This is a genomic window from Streptomyces sp. CNX435 (assembly GCF_059570575.1).
In genome coordinates this window covers 47,309-64,000 of sequence record NZ_JCANTA010000025.1, presented here as the reverse complement: position 1 = coordinate 64,000, position 16,692 = coordinate 47,309, and the positions used below count along the sequence as shown (strand labels likewise).

Below are 16,692 nucleotides of genomic sequence, written 5' to 3'. Positions count from 1 at the left end.
CGTGCGACGGCGCCCGTTCCGGGTTCGGCCCGGGCGGATGTCGGCTGTGCCGTCTGGTCGGGACGGCGGGTCGCCGCGCAGGGGTGACCTACGGTTCAGTCCCCCCCGGACTGCGTCTACCCCGTGCGCTTGCGTACGGCTTGACGTTTCGAGGGGGACCCTACCACCAACGATCGACGCTCCCGCGCGCGTTAGGGGTCCTCCGGAGTCCGTGCGTCCGGTCGCTCCGTACCGGCTACTCGCGCCCCTCGCGCCACTCGCGTACCAGCGCGTCGGCGTCCAGCGGGGCCAGCTTCAGCGGCGGGCCGACGGCGGGCGCGCGGTGCGCCGCGAGGATCTTCTCGTTGACCTCCGCGACGATCTCGCGCACCTCCTTCTCGCTCCGTGCCCTGGTCACGGCGTCGAGCGCGGCCTCGGCGTCCTTGCGGACGGCGAGGGAGGGGGGCAGCGCGGACAGCTGCTCACGCGCCATCTTCGCCTTGACCCACCACAGCTCGTCGTACGGCCGGTCGAGATGCGCGAGCGGCTTGCCCCGGCCGGGCAGGTCGTCGAACTCGCCGCGCTCCGACGCCTCGCGGATCTGCCGGTCCACCCAGGACTCGAAGCTCACGCCCGGCGGTTTGCGTTCGGTCACGTGCGTGCTCCCTCCACTCGCGGCGGTCGTCGACGGGGCCGTTTCCCAGCCGTTTTCCCACTTCAACGGTAACCGGGGCGGTTCCGGCCGCCGCGGGCGGGCGGCGTCGCGCCGATGGCGGCTCTCAGCTTGCGCACACCTTGGTAACAATTCAGACAATGGCGTCGGAAGATGTCCATCCGGCCCCGATAGGGAGACCCTCGTGCCTCGTCTGCGTTCCGCGCGCCGTGCACCGCTGCCGTCGCGCCGTGCCCCGCGCCCCGCGCGCCCCATACCGCGACCGCCGCGCGCCGCGCACCTCGCCGGTGCCGCCGCGGCGGCTCTCGCCCTGTCGGTCTCCGCGGCGGCCTGCGCCGCGCCCGGGCAGGGCGGCCGCGCCGCCGCCGTCGACCCGCCGGCCGAGCTGGTGATGCAGCCCGTCGACGAACCAGGGTCCGACCCGTTCACGACGACCACCGCGACCCCCGACGGCGCCGACCCGTCGCCCGCGCCCACCGCCGGGCTGCCCCGGGGCACCCCGCCGGCCCAGCCGAGCAGGTACCAGACGGTGTCGGGCGCGACACCCGGGCTGTACGCCGGGGTACGGAACGTCGCCAGCTGCGACATCGACAAGCAGATCTCCCTCCTCGACGAGGACGCCGACAAGCAGGCGGCGTTCGCGGAGACCGTGCGGGTCGACGAGGCGGACCTGCCGGACTACCTGCGCGGCCTCACCTCCGTGCTGCTGCGCGCCGACACCCGCCTCACCGGCCACGGCTTCGCGGACGGCGAGGCGCGTGCGTACCAGGCGGTGCTGCAGTCCGGCACGGCGGTGCTGGTCGACGACAGGGGCGTACCGCGGGTGCGGTGCGCCAGCGGCAACCCGCTGACGGCGCCGGAGGAGCTGAGCGCCGACGGCCGCTACGGGGGCACGGGCTGGCGCGGCTACCGGCCGTCGCGGACCGTGGTCGTCACGCCGGCGAAGCGGGCGCTGTCGCACCTGGTGATCGTGGACGTCGCGACGGGCCTGTGGTTCGAGCGGCCGGTCGGCGGGCAGGCCGGCCAGGACCGGAAGCTGCCGCAGCCGCCGCCGAACCCGTTCGCCCCGCCGTCGCCGGAGCCGACCCGCAGCCCGGGTGACGGTACGCGGAGCCCGAGCCCCGCGCCCACGAAGAGCCCCGGGTCGCCGACCGGGTCGCCGACCGGCACGCCGACCGGCACGCCGACGGGCACGCCGACCGGGACCCAGACCGGGCGGCCGACCAGCGCCCCGCCGCAGCCGGGCGGGGTCATGGAGCCGGACCACGAGCGCGTCAACGCCGACCGGCCGGGAGGGCCGGACGGCCCGGACCGGTCGGGCGGGGGAGACGCGTCAGCCAGGTGAACCCGCCGGCTCCGCCGCCCCCGGCGGTGCGGCGGAGCCGGCGGGCCGCCGGCGTACCGGCGTCAGCCGGAACCCGTGCGGCATCAGCGTGAGCCGCTCGGCGATCTCCAGCCGGTACCCGGGATCGCCGCGCAGCTCGTACCGGCGCAGCAGCAGCCCCAGCACGAGCGTCGCCTCGTGCAGTGCGAACTGCCGCCCTATGCAGGCCCGCTCGCCGGTGCCGAACGGCTTGAAGACGTGCGCCGGCCGGGCTCGTACCCGTTCCGGCAGGAAGCGGTCCGGGTCGAAGCGGTCCGCGTCCGGGCCCCACACCTCGGGGTCGCGGTGCAGCGCCGGGATCAGCACGATGGCCCACGCGCCCGCGCGCATCGGGTGCACGCCGCCCAGCGCCGTGTCCGTACGTGCGGCGCGGGTGAACGCGGGCGCCGTCGGCCACATCCGCAGCGACTCGTCCAGCGCCCGGCGTACGTAGCGCAGCTTGCTCACCTGCCGGTACGACGGCTCCCCGGCCGCGCCCCACACCTCGTCCACCTCGGCGCGGGCGCGGGCCATCGCCTCGGGGTGGCGGGAGAGGTAGTACAGCGCGAAGGAGAGCGCGCCCGACGTCGTCTCGTGCCCCGCGACCAGGAACGTGATGATCTGGTGGCGGATGTTCTCCGGCGACAGCCGCTCCCCGGTACGCGGATGCCGGGTGTGGAGCATCAGCCCGAGCAGGTCCTGCGCGCCGGGGTCCGGGCGCTCGGTGCGCTCCCGTACGACCTCGTCCACGACGGCGGCGAGGTACGCGGCGTCGGCGGCGCCCCGGCGGCCGGGCCTGCGGTTCTTCACCGGGCTGAGCGGCCGGGGCACGTTGCCGCCCTGGGCGTGGCGCAGCGCGCGGACCATGGCGGCGACGAAGGGGTGCTGCTCGGTGCGTTCGAAGGAGCCGAAGTCGTAGCCGAAGCCGGTGTGGGCGATGGTCTCCAGGGTCAGCTTCGTCATGTCGGCGGACACGTCGGCCGCGGTCCCGGCGGCGGCGTGCGCGTCCCAGCCCGCGGTCAGCCGGTGCGCCATCGCGAGCATCACCGGGTGGTAGCGCTCCATCGCCTCGCGGGTGAAGGCGGGCGCGAGGATGTCGTGGCCGAGCTGCCAGTTGGGCTCGTGGCTGTGCGCGGTGAACAGGCCGTCGCCGCCGACCTCGCGCAGGTTGTGCACGGCGAGCACCACGCGTTTGGTGAAGCGCGACTCGTCCGCCAGCTCGGCGACCAGCTCGGCGCCGGACACCACCACGATCTCCAGGCCGAAGATCTTGCGCCGGAAGATCGGCCCCAGCTCCCGGGCCATCCGCAGCGAGTCCTGCACGGGCGTGCCGGGGTCGAAGCCGAACACGTCGCCCACCACCGGCACCCGGCGGCGCGGGTGGGGGATGCGGTTCAGCTCCGGCCAGGCCCGGGGTCGGGTGCGTAAGAACGGCTTCGCCATCGTGCGCCTCCCTTATTGAACCGGGTTCAGTACGCAGGGTGCGGCACTGCTGAACCGGTGTCAAGTAAGGTGGCGCGATGGCTCGTTCCGGCGCTCGTGGTACGCGGACGGGGCGGGCGCGCACCCGTATGGGAACCGAGGAGCGGCGCCGGCAGCTGCTCCGGATCGGCGCCGAGCTGTTCGCCGAGCGGCCCTTCGACGACGTGTGGATCGAGGAGGTCGCCGAGCGCGCGGACGTCTCGCGCGGGCTGCTCTACCACTACTTCCCGACCAAGCGGCAGTTCTACGCGGCCGTCATCCGGCACGAGGGCGAGCGCCTGCTGCAGATGACCGAGCCGGACCCCGCCACCCCCGTCGGCCGGCAGGTGCAGCAGGGGCTGGACGCGTACCTGCGGTACGCGGAGGAGCACGCGCTCGGCCTGCGCGCCTTCCACCGCGCTTCGGCCGCCGGGGACCGGGAGATCCACGAGATCCACCAGCAGCTGCTCGCCGAGCAGGAGCGGCGGATCGTCACGGTGCTCGACGCCCAGTCCGCCGCCGGCCTGATCGACGGACCGGCGCCCGCGGCGCTGCGGCTCGCGGTGCACGGCTGGCTGGCGTTCGTCACGGCCGCGGTCCTGGACTGGCTGGAGCGTGGGGAGCCGTCGCGGGCGGAGGTACGGGAGGTGTGCACCCGAGCGCTGCTCGGTGCGCTGGCGGGGGCGCGGGGGGACTGAGGGCGCGGGCCGGCCGCCCGGCGGCGGCCCGGCGGGCGCTCGAGTCGAGCGGGGCGGGCAGCCGCCGTACGCTGGTGAGCATGGCCGTGCGCGTACTCGACGCCACCGGGGCCGCGGAACTCGTACACGCCGCGACCGCCGCGCCCTCCATGCACAACGCGCAACCGTGGCGGTTCCGCTGCCACCTCGGCCACCGGACCGTCGAGGTTCGCGCCGACCCGGAGCGCGCCATGCCGGTCTCCGACCCCGACCGGCGCGCCCTGCACGTCGGCTGCGGCGCCGCCCTGTGCAATCTGCGCGCCGCCGCGGCCGCCGCCGGCTGGCGGTCCGAGACCACGCTGCTCCCGGATCCGGACGAGCCGCTGCTGCTCGCCGCCGTCCGGCTCACCGACGCGGGGCCGGACGAAGGGCCGGACGAGGGGCCGGACGCGGCCCTCGCCGCCCTGGAGCCGCAGATCGTCCGCCGGCACTCCAGCCGCTGGCCGTTCGCGGACAAGCCCGTCCCGCCCGGCGAACTGGCCGAACTCGTCGAGGCGGCGCGGGCCGAGGGCGCGGCGCTGGTGTTCCCCGACGCCTGGCACGCGGCGGCCCTGCTGGACCTGGTGCAGGACGCCGAGGTACGCGACGCCGAGGAGCCGGACCGCGCGGAGGAACTGGCCCGCTGGACGCACCCCCGGCCCGGCACCGCCGACGAGGGCGTCCCCGGCTACGCCTTCGGCCCCCGGCGCCGCGGCAGCACCACTCCGGTGCGCGACTTCGCCGGCCGCACCGAGATGCCGGAACGGGGCAGCGCGCCCTTCGAGACCGCACCGAACATCGCCCTGCTGGGCACCGCGCACGACACCCCGGCCGACTGGCTGCGCGCCGGCCAGGCGCTGGAGCGCGTGCTGCTCGCGGCCACCCGCGCCGGGCTGGTGGCGTCGCTGACCAGCCAGGCGCTGGAGTGGGCCGACCTGCGCGCCCTCGCACGGGACCCGCTCGCCGACGTCGGCCAGGTCCAGATGGTGCTGCGCATCGGCTACGGCCCGCGCGGCCCGACGACGCCGCGCCGGCCGGTGGCGGAGGTCCTGGAGATCGTCGGCAGCCCGCGCCTGTAAAAGGCGCCCGAAACGACGAACGGCAAGGAGCCCTCCGCTCCCTGCCACTCTCAACGTATAGCGCACCCCCGGGCTTGCGGCAAGCCCCGGGGCCCGTTGCAGAATCTCCCGCCATGGCCAGGAACTGCGGAAACAGGGGGGATTCATGATCGACGTGATCATCGCCGGCGGCGGGCCGACCGGTCTGGTGCTGGCGGCCGAGCTGCGGCTGCACGGCGCACGCGTGGTCGTGCTGGAGAAGGAGACCGAGCCGACGAAGGTCGTGCGTGCGCTCGGACTGCACGCGCGCAGCATCGAGATCCTGGACCAGCGCGGCCTGCTGGAGAGGTTCCTCGCGCTCGGCAAGCGGTACCCGGTCGGCGGCTTCTTCGCCGGCATCGCCAAGCCGTCGCCGGAGCGGCTGGACAGCACGCACGCGTACGTCCTCGGTCTGCCGCAGACCACCACCGACCGGCTGCTGGAGGAGCACGCCACCGACGTCGGCGCCGAGATCCGCCGCGGCTGCGAGGTGGTCGGGGTGAGCCAGGACGAGGGCGGGGTGACCGTCGAGACGGCCGGAGCCGACGGCGCCGGCACGCCGCTGCGCGCCCGCTACCTCGTCGCCTGCGACGGCGGCCGCAGCACGGTACGCAAGCTGCTCGGCGTCGGCTTCCCCGGCGAGCCGAGCCGCGTCGACACGCTGCTCGGCGAGATGGAGCTGACCGCGCCGCCGGAGACGCTGAACGCCGTGATGGCCGAAGTCCGCAAGACCCAGCTCCGGTTCGGCGTCATGCCGCTTCAGGACGGCGCGTACCGCGTCGGCGTGCCGGCCGCCGGGGTGGCCGAGGACCGCTCGGCGCCGCCGGCGTTCGAGGAGGTCAAGGCGCAGCTGCGGGCCGTCGCCGGCACCGACTTCGGCGCCCACTCGCCCCGCTGGCTCTCCCGCTTCGGCGACGCCGCCCGGCTGGCCGAGCGCTACCGGGTGGGCCGGGTGCTGCTGGCGGGCGACGCGGCGCACATCCACCCGCCCGCGGGCGGGCAGGGTCTGGGCCTCGGTGTCCAGGACGCGTTCAACCTCGGCTGGAAGCTGGCCGCGGAGCTCGCCGGCTGGGCCCCCGAAGGGCTGCTGGACAGCTACCACGCCGAGCGCCACCAGGTGGCCGCCGGCGTCCTGGACTTCACCCGCGCGCAGATGGAGCTGATGTCCACCGAACCGGGGCCGCAGGCCGTGCGCCGGCTGATGGCGGATCTCATGGACTTCGCGGAGGTCCACCGGTACCTGATCGAGAGGACCATGGCGATCGACATCCGCTACGACTTCGGCGCCGGCCACGAACTGCTCGGCCGCCGGCTGCGGGACATGGCGCTGACGCGGGGCCGGCTGTACGAGCTGATGCGCACCGGCCGCGGGCTCCTGCTCGACCGGACCGGGCGGCTGTCGGCGGCGGGCTGGGCGGACCGCGTCGACCACGTCGTCGACGCCGCGGAGGAACTGGACGTCCCCGCCGTGCTGCTCCGCCCGGACGGCCACGTGGCCTGGGTGGGGGAGGACCAGGCCGATCTCCTCGACCACCTGCCGCGGTGGTTCGGCGCGCCCGCCGCCGCGGGGCCCGATGCCGTGACCGGAGGCCGGGACTAGTAGTACTCGGCGAGCAGCTCCTCCAGCAGCTTCTGGCTGCCCTCCTGCTTCTCCGCCGCCGCGCACAGCCCGTCCATCGTCAGCAGGTAGCGCTCGACGTCGTTGCGCTTGTCGAGATAGAGGGCGCTGGTCAGTTGCTCGATGTACGCGACGTCCGGCAGGTCCGGCTCCGCGAAGCGGAGGATCGTCAGCGGGCTGACGACGGCGGCGAAGCGGCCGGTGGCCAGCCGGGCCACCTGGACGGTGATGTTCGACAGCTCCAGGATCCCCAGCAGGTGCTTGATCTGCGCGCGCATCACCGCGCGTCCGCCGAGCGGGCGGCGCAGCGCTGCCTCGTCGAGGACCACCCAGTAGCGCGCGGGCTGTTCGGCATGGCCCAGGATCTGCTGCCTGCGCAGCCGCAGGTCGACGTGGCGCTCTATGGCCGCCTCGTCCGCGCTCGGGTACGCGATCTGCGCGAACGCCCGCGCGTAGTCGGCGGTCTGCAGCAGGCCGGGGATGCGCTGGGCCTGGTAGGAGCGGATGAGCGAGGCGGCCTCTTCGAGGCCGAGGAACGTCTCCATCCAGGTGGGCGTGACGTCGCTGTACTGGTGCCACCAGCCGGTGGTGTTGGCGCCGCGGGCCAGCGCGAGGTAGTGCTCGCGCTCGGTCTCGTCCTCCACCCCGTACAGCGTCAGCAGGGCGGCGATGTCGTGTTCCTTGCAGCCGCCCCGGCCCAGCTCCAGCCGGCTCAGCTTGGGCTGCGAGGCGCCGATGGTGCGCGCCGCGGTCTGGAAGGTGACGTTGTTCTGCTCGCGCAGCCGCCGCAGTTGGTTGCCGAGGACGATGCGGCGCACGGTGGGGCCGCCTCGCGACGGGGCCGGCAGCGAGTTCGTCTCCGACAGGCGTGGCGCGGGCATCGGGCTCCCAGGGATGATCAGGTCGCGCCCTTCAGTTTCGCATCGAAGGAGTCAACGTGTACAGGGAAAGCGATTGTTGAAGTTGAATATGCCTCTGGTACCGAGCAGTTATGCATCCCGGTCGCTCAGGGACGCCGCGCGAGCACCGCGCGGGCGCGCGGGCTGCCGTCCGGCCGCCGTCCCAGCTCGTCCAGCGCCGCCGTCTGCACCGCGAAGCCGGCGCGCTCCAGGTCCGCGCGCACGTCGGGCAGGCGGAACGTGCGGTAGTACATGACGAACCGCGGGCGCCACAGAGCGTTCCGTACGCGCATCACGGTGTCGAATCCCCACAGCGCCCAGTATCCCCGCGACCCCACCCGGGGCGGCGCGGGGACGGGGAAGGCGAAGTACCCGCCGGGGCGCAGCGAACGGAACACCTGGGCGAAGAGCGCCGGGCGCTCCGCGGGCAGGAAGTGGCCGAAGGCGCCGAAGCTCACCGCCAGATCGAAGGCCGGCGCGAACGGCAGGGCCAGGGTGTCCGAGCGGACCCAGCGCATCGACGGCGGACCGGCCGCGGCCACGTCCGCGTACGCGCCGCGCGCCTCGGCGAGCATCCCGGCGCTGAAGTCGACGCCGACGACCCGCTCCGTACACAGCCGCCGCAGCACCCCCGCGCCCGCGCCCGTGCCGGTGCACACGTCGAGGCCGCCCGCGAACGGCCCCAACGGCGCGACGACGGCGGCGAACGCGTCCAGCACGCGGTCGGGGGTGCGGAACGGCGTGCTGTCGAACTTCGGCGCCAGCATGTCGTACCCGCGCTCCGTGGAGGACATCGCCTGCACGGTCAGCTCAAGAAGGGTCGGGCCCTCGGGACTGAACATCGGTGATCAGCCTAGCCCCACCGCGACGTCAGCGCCGGGCTCGTCCGGCCGACGGGCGTTGCCGTCCTCGTCGACCTCGGGCGGAACGGTCGACAGCGCGCTGGAGTGCAGGTCTTTCGTACGGAGCAGGAGGAAGCCGATCAGCGCGGCGAGAAAGCCGAGGCCGGCGCAGAGGACCATGGCGTCCCGGAAGGCCGACATGAAGGCGTCCAGTCCCGCCTCCCGCACGGGGTCCCGCATCGCGCCCGCCCCCTCGGCGACGACGTCGACACCGCCGGCGCTGATGCCGTGGCCGGCCTCTTCCGCGGCGTCGGACCCCAGCCGCCTGCCGACCGCGGAGGCCGCGAACTCCTCGGTCACGGTGTGCTGGAAGAAGGCGCCGACGCCCGCGATACCGACCGCGATCCCGATCTGCTGGAACGTCTCGTTGATGCCGGAAGCCAGGCCCGACTTGGCCGGCTCCGCCACCCCGATGGCCAGCGCGGCCCGGGCCGGGTTGAAGGCGCCCATGCCGAAACCGGCGATGATCAGGCTCGGGAGGAGGACGGTCCAGGCCGAGTCGGCCTCCGCCCTGACGAGGAACACCAGCCCGAGGGCCATGACCATGGTGGACCCGCCCAGCAGCACCCGGAACGGCACCTTCCCGATCATGCCGCCGATGAGCGCGCCGGCCAGGAACATCGCACCCGTCAGCGGCAGGAAGCGCAGGCCGGTCTCCCAGGCGTCGTGCTGCAGCACGTTCTCCAGGTAGCTGGTTTCGAAGAACACCGACGGCAGGGCCGCGGCGTTACCGACCATGGCGACCAGGGAGATGCCCACGAAGGTGGGGTTGCGGAAGTAGGCGAGGTCGATCATCGCGCGCTCTCCCAGGCGCCGCTCGATCGCGAGGAACACGACGAGGAAGGCCGCGCTCAGCACGTACAGGGTGACCGTGGGGGCGCTGGTCCAGCCTTCCTCGGGCGCCCGGATGATCGCGAAGACGAGTGCGGCGAGCGTGACGCTGAAGGTGGCGAGGCCGGCCCAGTCGGTGGGGTGTGCCCGGGGGTTGAGCGATTCACGCACCCGCAGCGCGCCGGCGAGCATGGCGACGATCCCGATCGGAACGTTGATGTAGAAGATCCAGCGCCACGACATGGCCTCGATCAGCGAGCCGCCGATGAGCGGGCCGGTACCGACCGCGAGGCCGATCGCCACGCCGAAGACGGTGAAGGCGGTTGCCCGTTCCTTGCCGCGGAACTCGTGGCCGAGCATGGCGGGACCGACCGCGAACATCATCGCGGCACCGACCCCCTGGACGGCGCGGAAGGAACTCAACGCCGTTGCGTCACCGGCCAGCCCGCAGGCGAGCGACGCGGCGGTGAAGACGGCGAAGCCGAGCTGGAACAGGCGCTTGCGGCCGTGCTGGTCGGCCAGTGTGCCCGCGGCCACCAGGAAGATCGCCAGCGTGAGGGCGTAGGCGTCGAACACCCACTGTAGGTCCGCGAAGCTGCTGTCCAGGTCGTCGTGGATCTGCGGCAGGGCGATGGCCACCACGCTCAGATCGAGCATCAGCATGAACGTGCCCAGCGAGACGGTGGCGAGGGTCCACCACCTCGTGGGCGACGGCGTGCGTTCCTCGGGCATGCGCGGGTTCTCCAATCGAATGGATTGTCAATCGATGGAAACATAGATTATCGAGATTCCGTACGTCAAACCTTTGGTACCTTCGATCGTGGAGATTCCAAACGGTTGAAGGGGGTTCGGCTCGTGGCGCTCCACAGCACCGCCGGGCATGAGCAGGCACAGCGGCTCCGGAGCGACTTCCGAGTCGCCGAGCGCCCCGGATACCTGCTCCACAAGGCGGCGATGCTGCTGGACGAGGACGTCGAGCAGAGGCTGGTGGCGGGCGTCGGTATGCGCAGCCGCTACTTCCTCATGCTGGCGACGATGGCCAGCGGACCCGAGCTGTCCCAGAAGGACCTGAGCCATCTGCTCAATCTCGACCCCACCACGGTGGTCGCGGTGGTCGACGAGATGGAGCGCAACCAGCACGTCGAGCGCAAGCGCAACCCCGCCGACCGGCGGCGGTATCAGCTCCACCTCACCGCGGCCGGCAGGAAGGCGCTGGCGGCGGCGGAGAAGGTGGCCACGGAGGTCGAGTCGGGTTTCTTCGGGCCGCTGACGGACAGTGAGCGCGAGGCGTTCCGCGACATGCTCGGCAGGGTGATGGCGGGCCGCTGGCCCGCCTCCGTCTGCGAGCGCTCCCGCTAGGCCGTCGCGGCGCGGTCGGGCAGCCGCCGGGTACGGGGCACCGGCGAGGGCAGCAGCCACAGCACGCCCAGCGCCGCGCCCACCGTCGCCACCCACAGCGTCGGGCGCAGCCCGAGGGCGCTGCCGAGCGCCCCGCCCGCGAGGGCGCCGAGCGGACGGACGCCGAAGTTGACGGTCTGGAAGGCGCCCAGGACGCGGGAGCGCAGCTCGTCGGGGATGGCCGCGGCGAAGTAGGAGTTCGCCGAGATGTCGAGGATCATCACGCCGAACGCGGAGGCGAACTCCGCGGCCAGCAGCATCCCGGCGACCAGCGGCGTCGGCCCGTGCGCCAGCGGAACCAGGGTGAGCGGCACGCTGAACCCGGCAAACCCCGCGGTCATCGCCGGCCCCACCCCGAACCGCGCCACGATCCGGGCCGCGAGGACCGCGCCGACCAGGCCGCCGATGCCGCCGGCGCCGAGGACGACGCCGAGGAGCCCGGGGCCGAGGCCCAGCTCCCGCGTCGCGTAGAGCACGAACAGCGCCTGGAAGATGAAGTTGAAGAAGTTGAGCGTCGCCGTCGCGGTGGCGCAGGCGCGCACCGCGGGCGTACGGAGCACCCAGCGGATGCCCGCCGTCGCGTGCCTCTTCTCCCGTGCGGCGGGCGGGGGTTCGGCGGGGGATATGCGGCCGAGGAGGAGCGCCGAGACGAGGTAGCTGAGCGCGTCGAGCAGCAGCGCGAACGGTGCCGTGACCACCTGCACCAGACCGCCGCCCACCCCCGGCCCGGCCGTGAACGCCAGCGCCCGGCTGCCGTTGAGCAGTGAGCTGCCCTGTACGTAGCGCTCGACGGGGAGCAGCGCGACGTACACCGTGCCGGCGCAGACGTTGAAGAGCGCGCCGAGGGTGCCGACGGCGAAGGCGGCCGCGTACAGGTGCGGGAGCGTGAGCGCGTCGAGCGCGTACGCGACGGGGACGGAGGCGACGGCGGCCAGCCGGCCCAGGTCGGCGGCGATCATCACCCGGCGGCGGCTGCGCCGGCGGTCGGCCCAGGCGCCCGCGGGGATCGAGAACAGCAGCGCGGGCAGCAGCGCCGCGGCGGTGAGCAGGCCCACGTCGGCGGCGCCGGCGCCGAGGAGGTGGACGGCGGCGAGGGGGAGGGCGATGCGGTGGACCTCGTCGCCGAGGAGGGAGACGCTCTGGGCGGCCCAGTAGTGGCGGAAAGGGCGGTTGCGGAGCAGCTCCGGGACGGCGGGCAGGCGGTCGGCGAGGGTCATGACGGGGGTTGCGGGCCCTGCGGTCGCCGCGAGGGTTCGCCGGCGGGGTCCGCGGGGGCCGCCGGGGCCGCCGGGTCGACGAAGGCCAGCCGGAGCATGCTGACCAGCCGGGCGCCCTCGGGGCGGCGCGCGGGGTCCTCGAAGCGGTCGTCGTAGCGGGCCAGGAGCCGGGTCATCTCCTCGGTGAGCCCGGTCAGCTCCGCGGGCGTGAGATACAGGCTCCAGTCGCCGGAGTACTCCGCGGCCTGCCACGCGCGCGGCAGCCGGTCGCGGACGGCGAGTGCGGCGCCCAGCTTCCGTACGTACGCCTCCACCTGGGCCATCGTCAGGTCCCCGACCGCCTCCGTCGCGGCGGGGTCGTCGTACGCGGCCTCCCAGTGCGTCGACCGAGCCGTGGCCCGCCACGGCTTCTCCCGTCCGCGCCCGCCGCCGGCCTGCTCGACCAGTCCGTACTTGGCGAGCATTCGCAGGTGGTACGAGCACCCGGCGACCGACTCCCCGGTCAGCTCCGCGGCCCGGGTGGCGGTGAGCGGCCCGTGGCGGCGGAGCAGGCCGACCAGCTCCATCCGGGTGGGGTGGGCGTAGGCGCGCAGGGCGCGGGCGTCGGTGAGGTCGATGCGGTCCGGCATGCATCTAAAGGTATCTTTAGAAAGGTTTCTTTAGAAGCCCGATGGGCGGATCGGGAGGAGAATGGGTGACCGATGGACCTGGAGAGCGTCGCGGACGAGCTGTACGCGCTGCCGCCGGGCGAGTTCGTCGCCGCCCGCGGCCGGCACGTCGCGGCGGCGCGTACGGCCAAGGAGCCCGCGCTCGCCAAGGAGATCGCCGCGCTGCGCCGGCCGACGCTCGCCGCGTGGGCCGGCAACCTGCTGGTGCGCTCCGCGCCCGAGCAGGTCGACGCGCTGCGCCGGCTCGGGGAGGGCCTGCGCGCGGCGCAGGAGGGGCTTGCCGGCGAGGAGCTGCGCGAGCTGACCCGGCAGCGCAACGCCCTCGTCGCCAAGCTCGCCCGCGAGGCCCGCAGGCTCGCCGCCGAGGCCGGTCAGCCGGTCGGCGACGCCGTCCAGCACGAGGTCGAGACGACCCTCCACGCCGTTCTCGCCGACCCCGACGCGGCCCGCGAGTGGGCCACCGGCCACCTCGCCAGGCCCCTCACCACCCGGCCCGGCTTCCCGGTCGCCGCGGGCACCGCTGCCGCGTCGGCCACCCCGGCCACCTCCGCCGCCCGCCCCGCCCGCAAGCGCCACCTCAAGGTCGTCCGGGACCCCGGCAAGGCCCGCGCCGAGGAGCTGACCCGGGCCCGTAAGGAAGCCCGGGCCGCTGACCGCGAGGCCCGCGACCGGGACAAGGACCTGCGCCGCGACGAGTCCCGGCGGGACGCGGCCGAAGCCCGCCTGGAGGAGGCGACCGCCCACGTCGCCGAGCTGACCGACCGGCTGAGGGCCGCCGAGAAGGCCGAAACCGAGGCCCGCGAGACCCTCGCCCGGGCCCGGCGCACCCTGACCGCCACCGCCCGGGCCACCCGGGAGTCCCGCAGGGCGGCCGACAGGGCCGCGGCCAAGGCCGCCGGTCTGGAAACCGAAGCGGGCACCTGAGCCGACCCGTCCGGCAGCCGCCGCCTCAGCCGCGGTACTGCCGCCGGTGGCGGCGTGCGGAGGGTCCGACGGCGGCGGACCCGGCGCGGCGGCCCGCAGCGAGCAGGACCTCGTCTCCCGATCAGGCGCCCGCGGCCCGGATGCGGCGCCCCCCGATGTCACGCCCGGGCCGCGGGCGGTGTCTGGATGGGGACCGGATCATCTGACGAGGGAGAGACCGTGACCGTACGCATTCCGAAGGCGGACCTGCCGGCCGAGCTGAAGGCGGCCGTGGCACAGCGGTTCGACAGCGTGCCCGAGCCCGTCGAGGTGTCGTACAACAACCCCGACGTGGCCACGTCCACCCTGGAGTTCTCGGCGAGGCTGGCCGAGTGGAACGCCGCCGACGCGAGCCTGAAGTCGTTCGCGCACATGGCGGTCGCCGCGCAGGTCGGCTGCGGCTGGTGCCTCGACGCCGGCTACTTCCAGGCGCAGAACGAGGACCTGGACCTGGCCAAGGCGAGCCAGGTGCCGCGGTGGCGGGAGTCGGACGTCTTCTCGCCGCTGGAGCGGGAGGTGCTGGGGTACGCGGAGGCCATGTCGGCCACGCCGCCGACCGTCACCGACGAGCAGTCGGCGAGCCTCCTGCGGCAGCTCGGCCCGGCGGCGCTGGTCGAACTGACCGCTTACATTGGGTTCGTCAACCTGGCCACCCGGGTCAACGTCGCGCACGGGATCACGTCGCAGGGCTACTCCGCGGCCTGCGAGATCCCACTCGCCACCCGCCCCGGCGGCCCGGGAAGCCCCGAGCACCGTGAGGGTCCCGCCGCGGCATGAAGAGCACGACCGACGACCCCTACGTCACCCACCGCAACCTGCTGTTCACCGTCGCCTACGAGATCCTCGGGTCGGCGGCGGACGCGGAGGACGTCCTGCAGGAGTCCTGGCTGCGGTGGGACGGCGTGGACCGGTCACAGGTGCGGGACGCGCGGGCGTACCTCGTACGGATCGTCACCCGGCAGGCGCTCAACCGCCTGCGCACGCTGTCGCGCCGGCGCGAGGACTACGTCGGCGAATGGCTGCCGGAGCCGTTGCTGACCACGCACGATGTCGCCGAGGACGTCGTGCTCGCGGAGAGCGTGTCGATGGCGATGCTCACCGTGCTGGAGACGCTCGGGCCCACCGAGCGGGCGGTGTTCGTGCTCCGCGAGGTCTTCGACGTGCCATTCGGCGAGATCGCCGACGCCGTCGGCAAGCCGGCGGCCACCGTGCGGCAGATCGCCCGGCGCGCCCGCCTGCACGTGGCGGCCCGCCGGCCGCGGGTGCGGGTGAGCAGATCCGAGCAGCGGCGGGTGCTGGAGCGGTTCCTGGTCGCGCTGCGCACCGGGGAGCTGCAGGAGCTGCTGGAGGTCATGGCCCCGGACGTGGTCATGGTCGCCGACGGCGGCGGGATCGTGGCCGCCGTGCTGACCCCGGTCCACGGCGCCCGGCGGGTGGCGGAGCTGCTCGCGAACGCGAACCGGCTGCCGCTGGAGACCGCCGTCGTCCTGCTGAACGGCACCCCCGCGGGCCGGCTCGACTTCGGCGGCGAGCCGGCCGCGGTGAGCGTGGAGCTGGCCGACGGGAAGATCACCCGGATCTACGTCGTACGCAACCCGCACAAGCTCACCCGCATCGACCACCCCGCCGAACTCACCCGCTAGCGGCAGTCCCGGCGCGTGTCGTACCGGCGTACGCGCACGGAGCCGGCGGCCCCGTCGGCGTCCGGCGGGCGCCGTGCGACCTCACGGCCGTAGCACTCCACCACCGCCTCCTCCCGGCAGGGCCCCGGAAACGTCCCGGTAGCCGTTCGCCCGGCAACGGCCCCCCGTGACACCTCCGCAAGCCATCGACCGCCCGAGTGCACGCCCCCACCCACCCCGGTCGAACCGTCAGGCGGGGTCCGGGTCTTCGTGCGCGCGGACGTGGGTGAGTTTTTCGGGGTTCGAAACGATATAGACGTCCGACACCTGCTCGCCGTCCGCGGTGAGGTCCATGACCATCACCGCGTACGGGGAATCGCCCGCGTACACCACCGCGGACGGGTCGCCGTTGACGCTCCGGTACTGGACGGAGAACTCCTCCGGCCGCCGGCGCGACGAGGAGTAGCCCGACAGCAGGCGCGCGGCCTTCTCCCGGCCCCGCACGGGGAGCAGCCCCGCGCCGCGGCTCTTGCCGCCGCCGTCGGTCCACACGGTCACGTCCGGCGCCAGGACCTCCATCAGGGCCTCGACGTCGCCGCCGAGCGCCGCGGCGACGAACCGCTCCGTCGCCTCCCGGCGCACCCGGGGGTGCGCCTCGTAGCGCGGGCGGCGGGCGCGTACGTGCTCGCGGGCGCGGTGGGCCACCTGCCGGACCGCGGCCGGCGTGCGGTCGAGGACCTGGGCGATCTCGGTGTGGGCGTAGCCGAACACCTCGTTCAGGACGAAGACCGCCCGCTCCAGCGGCGTCAGCGTCTCCAGCACCACCAGCATCGCCAGGGACACCGACTCGGTGCGCAACGTCTGCTCGGCCGCGTCCACGGCATCCGCGCCCTCCCCGGCCGGCCCCGTCAGCAGCGGCTCCGGCAGCCAGGCGCCGACGTACGTCTCGCGGCGGTCGCGGATGCGGGCCTGCCGGGCGAGCGCGTGGTTGACCGCGATTCGTACGAGATACGCGCGCGGGTTCTCGATCTGCGCGGACGCCGCCGCCCGGGCGCGCTTCCCGGTCCACGACAGCCAGGTCTCCTGCAGCACGTCCTCGGTGTCCGCGACGCTGCCGAGCATCGTGTAGACGATGGAGAACAGCAGCTCGCGGTGGTCGACGAAGATCTGGGTCCCGGTCCGCCGCGGCTCGGCCGCCGTTTCGGACGCGGACGCCGTGTCGTGCGCCATGTTCCCTCCTGCTGCGTGAGTGCGGTTCCCCGCGCCTACAGAGGGGTCACACCCT

Annotated in this window: 16 protein-coding genes; 8 read left to right on the top strand and 8 right to left on the bottom strand. The window is 74.1% G+C overall.

Annotated elements, in window-relative coordinates; genetic code table 11:
* Window positions 1-235: 235 nt before the first annotated feature.
* On the bottom strand, window positions 236-634 hold the full coding sequence (locus T328_RS30315; protein ID WP_496499413.1) for a DnaJ family domain-containing protein: 399 nt from the start codon (window positions 632-634) through the stop codon (window positions 236-238).
* A 202-nt stretch (window positions 635-836) separates the two neighbouring features.
* Between T328_RS30315 and T328_RS30310 the strand changes: the two genes are divergently transcribed.
* A complete protein-coding gene (locus T328_RS30310; protein ID WP_496499412.1) occupies window positions 837-1,997 on the top strand; it encodes a DUF6777 domain-containing protein in 1,161 nt (386 codons plus the stop codon).
* On the opposite strand, the gene T328_RS30305 is transcribed toward T328_RS30310, so the two are convergent.
* On the bottom strand, window positions 1,986-3,458 hold the full coding sequence (locus tag T328_RS30305; protein ID WP_496499411.1) for a cytochrome P450: 1,473 nt from the start codon (window positions 3,456-3,458) through the stop codon (window positions 1,986-1,988). The genes T328_RS30310 and T328_RS30305 overlap by 12 nt on opposite strands.
* 128 nt (window positions 3,459-3,586) lie before the next feature.
* Between T328_RS30305 and T328_RS30300 the strand changes: the two genes are divergently transcribed.
* From T328_RS30300 to rox, 3 genes are all read left to right on the top strand, one after another.
* Complete coding sequence (locus T328_RS30300; RefSeq protein WP_496499410.1) at window positions 3,587-4,174, top strand: TetR/AcrR family transcriptional regulator; 588 nt, start codon at window positions 3,587-3,589, stop codon at window positions 4,172-4,174.
* 80 nt (window positions 4,175-4,254) lie between these two features.
* Window positions 4,255-5,271 carry an Acg family FMN-binding oxidoreductase gene (locus tag T328_RS30295; RefSeq protein WP_496499409.1) on the top strand — a complete coding sequence of 339 codons (1,017 nt, stop codon included), beginning with the start codon at window positions 4,255-4,257 and terminating at the stop codon, window positions 5,269-5,271.
* A 145-nt stretch (window positions 5,272-5,416) separates the two neighbouring features.
* Window positions 5,417-6,889 carry a rifampin monooxygenase gene (gene rox / locus T328_RS30290; RefSeq protein ID WP_496499408.1) on the top strand — a complete coding sequence of 491 codons (1,473 nt, stop codon included), beginning with the start codon at window positions 5,417-5,419 and terminating at the stop codon, window positions 6,887-6,889.
* Here rox and T328_RS30285 read toward each other — a convergent pair.
* From T328_RS30285 to T328_RS30275, 3 genes are all read right to left on the bottom strand, one after another.
* Window positions 6,886-7,725 carry a Sco1979 family transcriptional regulator gene (locus T328_RS30285; RefSeq protein WP_496499449.1) on the bottom strand — a complete coding sequence of 280 codons (840 nt, stop codon included), beginning with the start codon at window positions 7,723-7,725 and terminating at the stop codon, window positions 6,886-6,888. The two genes, rox and T328_RS30285, sit on opposite strands and share 4 nt — an antisense overlap.
* 188 nt (window positions 7,726-7,913) lie before the next feature.
* The gene (locus T328_RS30280) at window positions 7,914-8,648 is read right to left on the bottom strand and encodes a class I SAM-dependent methyltransferase (protein WP_496499407.1); all 735 of its coding nucleotides are present in this window, start codon (window positions 8,646-8,648) and stop codon (window positions 7,914-7,916) included.
* A 6-nt stretch (window positions 8,649-8,654) separates the two neighbouring features.
* Window positions 8,655-10,271 carry an MFS transporter gene (locus T328_RS30275; RefSeq protein WP_496499406.1) on the bottom strand — a complete coding sequence of 539 codons (1,617 nt, stop codon included), beginning with the start codon at window positions 10,269-10,271 and terminating at the stop codon, window positions 8,655-8,657.
* 123 nt (window positions 10,272-10,394) lie between these two features.
* Here T328_RS30275 and T328_RS30270 point away from each other — a divergent pair, with 123 nt between their 5' ends.
* Window positions 10,395-10,898, top strand: coding sequence for a MarR family winged helix-turn-helix transcriptional regulator (locus T328_RS30270; protein WP_496499405.1), 504 nt, complete (start codon window positions 10,395-10,397; stop codon window positions 10,896-10,898).
* On the opposite strand, the gene T328_RS30265 is transcribed toward T328_RS30270, so the two are convergent.
* On the bottom strand, window positions 10,895-12,154 hold the full coding sequence (locus T328_RS30265; RefSeq protein WP_496499404.1) for an MFS transporter: 1,260 nt from the start codon (window positions 12,152-12,154) through the stop codon (window positions 10,895-10,897). The genes T328_RS30270 and T328_RS30265 overlap by 4 nt on opposite strands.
* A complete protein-coding gene (locus T328_RS30260) occupies window positions 12,151-12,783 on the bottom strand; it encodes a helix-turn-helix domain-containing protein (protein WP_496499403.1) in 633 nt (210 codons plus the stop codon). The genes T328_RS30265 and T328_RS30260 overlap by 4 nt, the downstream gene beginning before the upstream one ends.
* A gap of 72 nt (window positions 12,784-12,855) precedes the next feature.
* Between T328_RS30260 and T328_RS30255 the strand changes: the two genes are divergently transcribed.
* From T328_RS30255 to T328_RS30245, 3 genes are all read left to right on the top strand, one after another.
* A complete protein-coding gene (locus T328_RS30255; protein WP_496499402.1) occupies window positions 12,856-13,746 on the top strand; it encodes a hypothetical protein in 891 nt (296 codons plus the stop codon).
* A gap of 219 nt (window positions 13,747-13,965) precedes the next feature.
* Window positions 13,966-14,562 (top strand): carboxymuconolactone decarboxylase family protein, encoded by a 597-nt coding sequence (locus tag T328_RS30250; RefSeq protein WP_496499401.1) that lies wholly within the window; start codon window positions 13,966-13,968, stop codon window positions 14,560-14,562.
* Window positions 14,559-15,428 carry an RNA polymerase sigma-70 factor gene (locus T328_RS30245; RefSeq protein ID WP_496499400.1) on the top strand — a complete coding sequence of 290 codons (870 nt, stop codon included), beginning with the start codon at window positions 14,559-14,561 and terminating at the stop codon, window positions 15,426-15,428. The genes T328_RS30250 and T328_RS30245 overlap by 4 nt, the downstream gene beginning before the upstream one ends.
* Before the next feature lie 228 nt (window positions 15,429-15,656).
* Here T328_RS30245 and sigJ read toward each other — a convergent pair whose 3' ends face one another.
* Window positions 15,657-16,637, bottom strand: coding sequence for an RNA polymerase sigma factor SigJ (gene sigJ, locus T328_RS30240; RefSeq protein ID WP_496499399.1), 981 nt, complete (start codon window positions 16,635-16,637; stop codon window positions 15,657-15,659).
* Window positions 16,638-16,692 lie beyond the last annotated feature (55 nt).